Origin of the sequence: Microtetraspora malaysiensis, from assembly GCF_001528665.1 — a bacterium.
Lineage (GTDB): Bacteria > Actinomycetota > Actinomycetes > Streptosporangiales > Streptosporangiaceae > Microtetraspora_A > Microtetraspora_A malaysiensis.
The window spans coordinates 222153-231650 of sequence record NZ_BBYJ01000015.1 but is presented as its reverse complement, the minus strand read 5'-3'; the positions used below and the strand labels follow the sequence as shown (position 1 = coordinate 231650).

General features: G+C 72.3%; 8 protein-coding genes and 1 pseudogene. 5 read left to right on the top strand and 4 right to left on the bottom strand.

Annotated features, from left to right (window positions below; all coding sequences use genetic code 11):
- The 4 genes and pseudogenes from AWQ71_RS20635 to AWQ71_RS20620 all read left to right on the top strand — a co-directional run.
- Positions 1-692: pseudogene (locus AWQ71_RS20635) on the top strand (hypothetical protein); the annotation flags it as partial.
- A gap of 6 nt (positions 693-698) precedes the next feature.
- Positions 699-2759, top strand: a complete 2061-nt coding sequence (locus tag AWQ71_RS20630) for a UvrD-helicase domain-containing protein (protein WP_067135566.1) — start codon at positions 699-701, stop codon at positions 2757-2759.
- A gap of 60 nt (positions 2760-2819) precedes the next feature.
- Positions 2820-4652: a sigma factor-like helix-turn-helix DNA-binding protein gene (locus AWQ71_RS20625; RefSeq protein WP_245658387.1), complete on the top strand. Its 1833-nt coding sequence runs from the start codon at positions 2820-2822 to the stop codon at positions 4650-4652.
- Between the two features lie 162 nt (positions 4653-4814).
- Complete coding sequence (locus AWQ71_RS20620) at positions 4815-5519, top strand: cysteine--tRNA ligase (protein WP_067135562.1); 705 nt, start codon at positions 4815-4817, stop codon at positions 5517-5519.
- A gap of 25 nt (positions 5520-5544) precedes the next feature.
- Here AWQ71_RS20620 and AWQ71_RS20615 read toward each other — a convergent pair whose 3' ends face one another.
- Positions 5545-7038 (bottom strand): FAD-dependent monooxygenase, encoded by a 1494-nt coding sequence (locus AWQ71_RS20615; RefSeq protein WP_067135560.1) that lies wholly within the window; start codon positions 7036-7038, stop codon positions 5545-5547.
- Positions 7039-7116: 78 nt separating this feature from the next.
- On the opposite strand from AWQ71_RS20615, the gene AWQ71_RS20610 reads away from it, so the two are divergent.
- The gene (locus tag AWQ71_RS20610; RefSeq protein ID WP_067135558.1) at positions 7117-7722 is read left to right on the top strand and encodes a TetR/AcrR family transcriptional regulator; all 606 of its coding nucleotides are present in this window, start codon (positions 7117-7119) and stop codon (positions 7720-7722) included.
- Here the strand turns inward: AWQ71_RS20610 and AWQ71_RS20605 are convergent.
- The 3 genes from AWQ71_RS20605 to mshB are packed head-to-tail and all read right to left on the bottom strand — an operon-like array spanning position 7682 to position 9491.
- Entirely contained in the window at positions 7682-8143 is a 462-nt protein-coding gene (locus AWQ71_RS20605) for a hypothetical protein (protein WP_067135556.1), read from the bottom strand. The two genes, AWQ71_RS20610 and AWQ71_RS20605, sit on opposite strands and share 41 nt — an antisense overlap.
- A gap of 45 nt (positions 8144-8188) precedes the next feature.
- Positions 8189-8602: a DUF6113 family protein gene (locus tag AWQ71_RS20600; RefSeq protein WP_157570457.1), complete on the bottom strand. Its 414-nt coding sequence runs from the start codon at positions 8600-8602 to the stop codon at positions 8189-8191.
- Entirely contained in the window at positions 8586-9491 is a 906-nt protein-coding gene (mshB, locus tag AWQ71_RS20595) for an N-acetyl-1-D-myo-inositol-2-amino-2-deoxy-alpha-D-glucopyranoside deacetylase (RefSeq protein WP_067135552.1), read from the bottom strand. Before mshB ends, AWQ71_RS20600 begins: the two co-directional genes overlap by 17 nt.
- Positions 9492-9498: the final 7 nt, after the last annotated feature.

Below are 9498 nucleotides of genomic sequence, written 5' to 3'. Positions count from 1 at the left end.
CGCCCGCTCCCGCCCCGGCGCCGGGAGCCCCGGTCTCCGGCCCGCCGCCGGAAGCGCCGGCCCCGCACACGCCTCCGGGAGCGCCGCAGGGCGCGCCCGCACCGGGCCCGGGGCACGCTCCGGGCTTCGCGCCAGGCGGCGCGCCCGGTTTCCCGCCGGCCGCGCCGGCGATGCAGCAAGGCCAGTTGAAGGACGTCGCGCTCACCCGGCGCTGCTTCCGCCAGCCCGACGGGCGCTGGTGGCTGCGGGTCGACGTGACCGCGCAGCATCTGGAAGGAGCGGAGATCTCCTTGCCCAGTGGGTTCGCCGCCTATCTCGGGATCTCGCCGGGCGGCAGCCGTACCGTGCGAAGCGCCGCCGGGGACGTCACGCTCTCGTGGCAGGCCCATCCGGCCCTCGGATCGCTCCAGCCGATCCTCACAGAGATGGCGGCCAAGGAGGGAAGCCACATCTTCCTGACGCTCTCGGACGAGGGGATGCTGCGGGTACGGCACCTGCCGGCGGCGAGCGGCGGGGACGCGACCGCGCGGGCGCTCCGGTTGGTGGGCTACACCGCGCCCGGGGGCACCCGCGAGCAGGCGTTCCGGGTCATCGCCACCAGGATCGGCCTGGCCGGCCCCGTGGACGAGACCGAACTTCTCACCCGCCTTCGAGAGCGAGGGGACCGCGACATCCTCTCCCTGTTGGGTTAGCCGGAGATGCCGAACCTCGTCATTTCACCGGACTTCGTCCGGAAGCTCGCCGCGCTGGACAGCCAGACCCGGCGGGACGCCGCCGTCGCGCTGCGCCGGTTCCTGAACAACTCCCTCGCCGCGCCGCATCCGGAGCGGGTGCGCAACGGCCGGGACCCCCGCGTGGCGACCCTGCGCCTGTCCGCCGGCCACCGCGGCGTCGTCGTACGGCATGAGGACACCTACTGGCTGCTGACCGTGCTGCCGGACGACGAGGCGTGGTCGTACGCGCAGCGGCACCGCGTCGGCGTCAACTCGGCCATCGGTGTCGTCGAGGTGTGGGACGCCGTGGCGATCGACGAGTCGGAGGCCGCGCTGCATCGGGCGTCGCGGCGCAGCCGGGACCGCCTGTTCGAGATGTTCTGCGACAACGACCTGCTCGACATCGGCATCGACCCGACCCTGCTCCCGCTGCTGCGGTTGATGACGTCGGAGGCGCACCTCACCGGGATCGAGCCGTTCCTGCCGGAGAGTCAGCTCGCGCCGCTGATGGCGCTGGTCAAGGGCGGCTCGCTGGCCGCCGCCTGGTCGGAGCTGGACGGCTGCCGCTGCATGGAGCCCGGCGAGATCGACCCCGACGACCTGGTGGCGGCGCTGCAGCGCAGCCCGGGGCGGGCGGCCTTCGCCACCAGTCAGCAGGAGCTGGACCGGATACTCAACGCCCCGCACTGGGCCACGTTCCTCTATCCGCCGCAGCACACCTACTCCAACTGGGAGCGCTACGACCAGTCCACGCTGGTGACCGGAGGCGCGGGCACCGGAAAGACCGTCATCGTCCTGCACCGGGCCGCCTATCTCGCCAGGGCCGGGGCCGGCCCCGTCCTGCTGGTCACCTTCTCCCAGGCGCTGGCGTCGGAGCTGGCCGCGCGGCTCGACCTGATCATCGATGACGAGACGGTGCGCGAGCGCATCGAGGTACGCAACGTGGACCGCCTCGCGCACCGGATCGTGTCCGAGGCGGAGGGCCGCCCGCCGACCCTCGTCGGCACCGGCGACCTGGCCGCGCTGTGGAAGGAGGCGGCGGGCAGCCGGTTCGGTGCCGCGTTCCTGCTGCGCGAGTGGGAGCAGGTGATCCTCTCGCAGAACCTGCGCACCCTCGACGAGTACCTCGCCGCCCCGCGTTCCGGCCGCACCGTCGAGCTGTCCCCGGAGATCCGCACCACCGTCTGGCGGGCCGTGCAGCACGTCGAGGAGCGGCTGCGGGCGTCCGGCCGCCGCACGCTGCTCCAGCTCGCCTCCGAGGCGGCGGAGCTGCTGGGCCGGTCCACCGGCGACATGCTGGGTGACGAGGCTCCGGGGCGGGAGCCGTACCGGCACATCGTGGTGGACGAGGCGCAGGACCTGCACCCGGCGCAGTGGCGGCTGCTGCGCGCGGCGGTGCCGCTCGCCCCGAACGACATGTTCATCGTCGGGGACCCGCACCAGCGGATGTTCGACACCCGCGTGGCGCTGGCCGGGCTCGGCATCCCGGTCCGGAGGTTCCACCTCAAGATCTCCTACCGGCTGCCGCACGAGATCCTGTCGTTCGGCATCCGGCTGCGCGGCGGCGGCCCCGCGGACGGCCTCGTCGAGGGCATCGCGGAGCTGCACGGCTATCGCGCGCTGCAGCACGGGCCGCGTCCGACGGTTCTCGGATACGTCTCCCAGGAGGCGGAGCTCGCCGGGCTGGTGTCCCACCTTTCGTCGTGGCTGGCCGACGGCGTGCCCGAGAGCGAGATCGCCGTGGCGGCCCGCAGCACCGACCTGGTACGGGCCGCGCGCGCGGCGCTACAGCAGGCCGGGATCAGCGTCAAGGTGACGATGCTGCACGGCATGAAGGGGCTGGAATTCCGTCGGGTGGCCGTGATAGGCGTGGCTGACGGAATCGTTCCGGCACCCGAGGCACTGACCCCCGCCGCCGAGGATCCGACGGCTCGGGCTCACGATCTGCAACGCGAACGGGGGCTCCTTTACGTGGCATGCACACGGGCCAGCGAGATGCTCTACGTGTCCCACACCGGACGGGCAAGTCCCTTCCTTCCCGCCTGATCCCATAGTCTGAACTGCGGATATATTCCCCTTGCCGGTTGGACCTGCATGAACCTTAGCTTGAGCGACATCGTGCCTCCCCTGCGCTGGACCGCCCCCAGTCAGGTCGAGCCGATCGCGAGCGACCCCGGTCTTCCAGACGCGTGGTGGCAGGCGATTCCGCTCGATCGGGCGTGTGCGGCGGTGGGGATCGAGCGGGTCGTCTCCCGGCTGGCCGATCTCGCCACGGCGTGCTGGGGGCACCTGGCGCTCGGGGACATCCTGCCGTTGCTGAGGTTCACCAACCCGCAGGAGAGCCTGCAGACACCCGGCTCGCGCGACACCGTACAGAACCTGTTCGCCGGCGTCATCGGCAAGCTCCTGGAGACCGAGCCGATGGAGGACGAGCCCGGCGCCCCGGTCGCGCCCGCGCTTCCTGAGCGCCCCATCCCCGAGATCATCGACGAGGTCTTCGCCAAGCTCGACGACCGGCAGCGCGCGATCGCCAGGGACCGGCTCTACGCCGAGCAGCGGGTGACGCTGGACGAGCTGGCCCAGCGGTTCTCGGTGACCCGCGAGCGCATCCGGCAGATCGAGCGCGACCTGCGCGAGCACGTCGAGTCGTGGCTCGCCTCACCCGACGCCGCCCCGCTGACCGCGCACCTGAACTGGCTCCGCGGCCGTCTCGGCTCCGCCGTACCGGCCGACGACCTGGCGGCGGCGGTGCCGTGGCACCGCGCCGATCTCGCCACGCTGAAGATCCCCGCCTGGCGGTTCCTGCGCACGCTGCTCAGCGGCTACGACCAGGTGGACGGCTGGCTGATCGCCGGAGGCGCCGACGAGCTGCGGGAGAAGACGCGGCAGCTCTTCGCCGACGGCCCGCGCCCGCTCGCCGAGGCGGTGTCCCTCACCGCCCAGCTCGGCATACGCGAAGACGTCGCCGAGCGCTGGCTCGCCGCCGTGCCGCACCTGCGCGTGCTGGAGGAGCACGTGGTCCCGTGGCCGCGCAGCGTCAACGACAAGGCCGAGGCCGTGCTGGCCGTCGCCGGCACCGCGCTGTCACCGGAGGAGATCCAGGCGCGGATCGGCGAGGACTACAGCCTGGTCGGCATCCGCAACCAGCTCACCGCGGACGACCGGTTCCTGCGCCTCGACCGCAACAAGTACGGCCTGCGCCGCTGGGGCGGCGAGGAGTACCTCGGCATCCGCGAGATGATCACGCGCGAGATCGAGCGGGCGGGCGGCGAGGCGTCGGTCAGCACGATCGTCAACAACCTCACCTCCCGGTACGAGGTGAGCGAGAGCTCCGTCCGCGCGTACGCCGGGGGGCCGGGGTTCGAGCGCACGCAGCGCGGCTGGATCCGGGTGGCGGGCCAGGAACAGGCCGAGCCGTACCAGCCGCGCCGGGACGTGTCGATGACCCGCCGCTGCTTCCGCAGCAGGGACGGCCGCTGGTGGCACCGGGTGGACATCAATCCGGAGCACCTGCGCGGCTCGGGATCGCCGTTGCCGACCGGGTTCGCCGCGCACCTCGGGATGGCTCCCGGCGGCCAGCTCACCGCCTCCACCCCGTCCGGGGACGTGGTGATCAGCTGGCACAACCAGCCGACGATGGGGTCCATCCGGCCGGTGCTCGCGGGATACAACGCGTCGGAGGGCGACCACGTCTTCATGACCGTCTCCGACGGCGGTGAGCTGCTGACCCGCTTCCTTCCGACCGCCGCGCCCGGCCTGGCCCCGCTCAACCGGGCGCTGCACCTGATCGGCTACACCGCTCCGGTGGCCTCCGAGGCCGAGGGCCTGCGGCTCATCGGGGCGCGCATCGGCCTACCGGAGGGCGCGGCCCGCGACGAGATCGTGGCCCGGCTGCGGGAGCGCGGCGACCGGGACATCCTCGGCTTCCTCGACTCCTGAGGCCGGCCTGGTGAAGTTTCACGGGGGGCATCGAGCACAATCGCGGCGAATCGACTGATCATATTCGCCCGCTGATTCGCGGGTGGGCGACAACGTGACGAAGCGCCATCCGGACCGCGCGCGGCAGGGCATGACGTGCCGGACACGGCCTAGGCTCGGAGCATGTTACGGCTCCACGACACCCTGCGGAACAGCGTCGAACAGGTCGTCCCGGCCGGGGCGCGGGCGCTGCGGATGCACATCCCCGCGTCGCCGGACCCCTTGACGTACCTGCTGCCCGACCTGGTGCGGCGGGTGGCCGAGCGGCAGGGCCTGCGGGTGCTCGCCCGCGGCGACGCCCGCGAACTCGCCGCGCCGCTCGCGCTGAACGTGCACCCGTTCTCACCGCTGCCGTACGCCGGGGAGCCGGTGGATCTGGTGTTCGGCGACGGCGGACCGGGCGGCCGGCACCGGGTGGTGGGCGGGCCGCTGCGGTTCGAGGGAGGTGAGGCGGCGGGGTCGCTGCTCGCCGAGGTGGCGGCGGCCGGGATCGACCCGCTGGCCGTACGGCTCGCGTTCCTGGAGCACCACTACCGCGAGCCGGTGAACCTGACCTGGGACCTGCTGCGCTCGGCGGACCGGACGGTACGGCGCTGGCGGGGGCGGGTGGCCCGCTGGGCGGAGTCGCCGAGCGCGCCGATCGCCGCCGGCCGGGCCGCCGCGGTCCGTGAGGCACTCGACGACGACCTCGACACGCCGCGGGCGCTGCGGCTGGTGCGCGAGCTGGAGACCGACGACTCGGTGGCGCCGGGGACGTGCTTCGAGACGTTCCTGCATCTCGACCACGTCCTGGGGCTCGACCTGTCCTCGGACATCGGGAAGGTCTGACCCCGCCGCACGGCTCCGGGCGGGCCTACGCGGTGGCCGGTGAGCCGGGGGTGCCGAGCCAGGCCGACAGGGCCTTGTCCAGCCCGTCCAGCTCGGCGCCGTCGTCGCTCGCCCAGGCGACGATCCCGTCGGGCCGGACGAGCAGGCCGAGCGGCCCGTCGGCCACCTTCAGCCGGTCGTCGTATCCCTGGGCGGCGGCGCTCAGCTCGCCGGACGGGTCGAGCAGCAGGGCCCGGCCGTCGTGCATGTGGTCGGCGAGCCGGGAGCCGTCGGCCAGTTCGAGGTCGGGCGCGTTCGTGCCCACCAGCGGATGGTCGCCCGGGAGGTCGTGGCGCTGCCAGACTCCGGAGATCCGGCCGGCGAGGTAGGTCGTGCCGTCGGTCGTATTGGCCAGATCGGTCATGACCTGCCGGAGCGCCCTGGCGTGCGGGTCGGGCCGCATGATGGCGATCTGGGCACGGGTCCAGTCGAGCACCCAGGCGCCGACGGGGTGCCGCTCGGCGGTGTAGGTGTCCAGCAGCCCGTGCGGGGCCTGGCCCCGGATCACCGCGGCGAGCTTCCACCCCAGGTTGACCGCGTCCCCCACGCCCAGGTTGAGCCCCTGCCCGCCGAAGGGCGGGTGGACGTGGGCGGCGTCCCCGGCCAGCAGCACCCGCCCGAGCCGGTACGTGCTCGCCTGGCGCGTGTTGTCGGTGAACCGGGTCACGCTGTTGATCGCGGTGACCGCGACGTCCACTCCGGTGACGCGCCTGATCGACGCTTCCAGCTCCGCGGCGGTCACGGGTGCGTCGCGGTCGGCGGGCGTGCCGCCGAACTCCACGACGAGGATGCGGCGCGGGTGCGGGCCGTACACGTAGACGCCGGTCGGGGTGGCGTGCCAGCCCGTCGGCAGCGCCTCGGTGCCCTCCATCTCGGCCATGGCCTGGTAGGCCGTGATCTCCGGATCCGTGCCCGGGAAGTCGAACCCGGCGAGCTTCCTGACGATGCTCCTGCCTCCGTCGCAGCCGACCAGCCACCGGCCGCGGACCGGCCCCTGGTCGGTGGTCACCGTGACGCCGTCGTCGTCGGGGGCGATGCCGGTCACCTCGACACCGCGGCGTACGTCCACCCCGAGTTCCGCGGCCCGTTCGGCGAGGGTGGCCTCCACCTGCTGCTGGGCGACGAGGGTGATGCCGGCCGCCGGCCCGTGCTCACCGGCCTGACTCGACGGGTCGAGATGCTCGGAGGTGAGCATGATCCCGCCGAAGTGCCCGATGAACTTCGGCCCCGCCGCCGTCTTCGCCTTCGGCGCGAACCCCCGCAGGTTCTGCCGCTGTGCTTCCTCCAGCTGCGGCAGCAGACCGCGCCGGTGGAACGCCGCCACCGTGGGGACCGTGAGCGATCCGGCCTTGACGGTGGGGTCGATCGCGGTCAGCCGGTCGAGCACGGTGACCGACGCCCCGGCGAGCCGCAGCTCGCAGGCCAGCATCAGCCCGACCGGACCGCCCCCGGACACCACGACGTCCGCGTCATACGACATGCCGTTCCTCCTCGCTAGGTTTTTCCCTCGACACGAAACATACATCGACTAAAAGTTTTTATCAACTATACTTCTCGCATGAGTGGCTTGCGGGAGCGAAAGAAGCAGGAGACCCGGCAGCAGATCTCGGACACGGCGTCCTGGCTCTTCATGCAGCGCGGGTTCGACACGGTCACCGTCGCCGAGATCGCCGAGGCCGCCGGCGTGTCCACGAAGACGGTCTTCAACTACTTCCCGCGGAAGGAGGACCTCTTCCTCGACCGGATCCCGGAGGCCACCGACCTGATCGCCCGGACGGTCCGGGAGCGCCCGGCGGACATGGAGCCGCTGACCGCGCTGCGCCAAGCCGCCGTGCGTCTCGTACGCGAAGGCCACCCCTTGGGCGGGATCGGCGAGGGGTACGAGCATTTCGCGCGGGTCGTGGTGAACTCTCCCGCGCTGCGGGCACGGGTCAGAGAGTTCGTTGACGAGGTCGAGGACCTGCTCGCGAAGCTGTTCGAGGAGATCGAGGCCAAGGGCCCCTGGTCACGGGTGGCCGCGGCGCTCGTCGTCGCCGCCGTCCGCTCGACGTACGCGACCAGCTTCCGGCGGCTGCTCGACGGTGATCGCCCGGAGGACATCCGCGACGACCACATCGTCCTGCTCAATCGCTCCTTCGACGTGCTGGAGCGTGCCCTGGCCTGACGGTGTCACGAGCTCGCCGCCACCGGGGGCGCCGCCGGGCGTAGCCGCCGTCCTCCAGGCCGGCCAGCCGTTCGAACACGTTGTACGAGGCCGGGTCGCCACAGATCAGCAGCGACACCGCGGCCGCGAGCAGATAGAGCGGCAGCATCGGCAGCCCGGCGCAGAGAACGTACTGCGTGGCGTGCCGGGACTCGTGGTCGAGCAGCTCGCCGACGAGGTAGCCGTCCGCGTTCTTGGTGAGGATCACGTTGCCGACCGTGAACGCGCCGGCGACGGGGAACGGGATGCGGTAGCCGTGCGCGAAGATCAGGCCGTGCTCTCCCTTGCGCGGGGTGGCGCCGCCGATCCGCGCGATCAGCAGGCCGGCCGGGGTGGAGAGGTTGACGACGTTGACGACCTGCCGGACCCGATGCCATCTCATGCCGTCCCGCTCACCGCCGTCCCAGCCGCCGCCCGTAGGAGCCGGTCAGTGCCTGAGGAGCCACGACCCCCGGGACGGCGCGATCACGATCGCGGCCACGAAGGCCGCCATGCCGCCGTAGAGGTACCAGTATCCGGCGGTGTTCCCGGCGATGACCAGGTCTCCCGCGGCCTGCTTGTCCGCCAGGAAGAAGGAGACGAGCATCCACCCGGCGGCGGGCAGCACCGCCCCCAGCTTGCCGCCGAGGAGCCGCCCCATCGCGAACGGCACGGCGAACAGGACGGCCAGCCACGCGATCGCGGCGACCGGCACGTCTCCGACGTACCAGGCGTGCGCGAAGCCGCCGACCACGCCGAGGACGGCCCCGAGCACGAAGAGCATGCCGTAGGCCGCGCCCGTGACGACCGGGGACTCGACCGGCTCCCTGCCGGTCTCCGGGTGACTAGTCGATGCCTGCAAAGAGATCGTCCTCGCGGTTGTACGGCTCGCCGATGCCCCCGGACTCGTACGGCGCGCCGACGCCGGGCCGGCCGGGAGTGCCGGAGTGGAGGATGAAGTGCTCGACGCCGAGCGCCGCCTGGCCGACGTTGTTGGACAGCGCGAACCACGGGGCGTCGACCGCGATCTGCGTCGCGTGCGCGCGCATCGCGTCGAGCTTGGCGGTGACGTGGGCGCGGGCGTCGATCTCCGTGGTCACTTCCTCGTCCGTGCAGCCGAAGGGCAGGGCGTCCACATCCTCCCCGAAGAACTCCACGTCGGCCTCGCGCATCGCGTCGGCGACGCGCTTCATGACCGACTTGGGCATGGCGGTGTAGTAGAACTTGGCGACCCGCCACGGCTCGCCGCCGGGATGCCCCGGATCGGCGGCGAGCTCGACCGCACGCATGGCCACACGGTGCGCCTGGATGTGGTCGGGATGGCCGTAGAAGCCATTCTCATCGTAGGTGACGAGCACCTGCGGCCTGACCTCGCGAATCACGGCGACCAGCGCGCCCGCGGCCTCGTCGAGATCGGCCTGCCAGAAGCAGTCGGCGCGCTCGTTGGTGGGGGCGCCCATCATGCCCGAGTCGCGCCAGCGGCCGGGGCCGCCGAGGAAGCGGTGATCGGTGACGCCGAGCGCCCGGCAGGCCGACTCCAGCTCGCCGATGCGGTGCTGTCCGAGGGTGTCGGACCGATCGGCGGCCAGGTGCGCGAGATCCGACGGGATGACCTCGCCCTCCTCACCCAGCGTGCAGGTCACCAGCGTGACGTGGGCGCCCTCGGCCGCGTACTTGGCCATGGTGGCCCCCGTGCCGATCGACTCGTCGTCGGGATGGGCGTGTACGAGCAGCAATCGCCGATCAGTCATGCTTCGA

Coding starts and splice junctions, on each gene's coding strand:
- AWQ71_RS20630 (WP_067135566.1), top strand. CDS start 699: ATGCCGAACCTCGTCATTTCACCGGACTTCGTCCGGAAGCTCGCCGCG.
- AWQ71_RS20620 (WP_067135562.1), top strand. CDS start 4,815: ATGTTACGGCTCCACGACACCCTGCGGAACAGCGTCGAACAGGTCGTC.
- AWQ71_RS20615 (WP_067135560.1), bottom strand. CDS start 7,038: ATGTCGTATGACGCGGACGTCGTGGTGTCCGGGGGCGGTCCGGTCGGG.
- AWQ71_RS20610 (WP_067135558.1), top strand. CDS start 7,117: ATGAGTGGCTTGCGGGAGCGAAAGAAGCAGGAGACCCGGCAGCAGATC.
- AWQ71_RS20605 (WP_067135556.1), bottom strand. CDS start 8,143: ATGAGATGGCATCGGGTCCGGCAGGTCGTCAACGTCGTCAACCTCTCC.
- mshB (WP_067135552.1), bottom strand. CDS start 9,491: ATGACTGATCGGCGATTGCTGCTCGTACACGCCCATCCCGACGACGAG.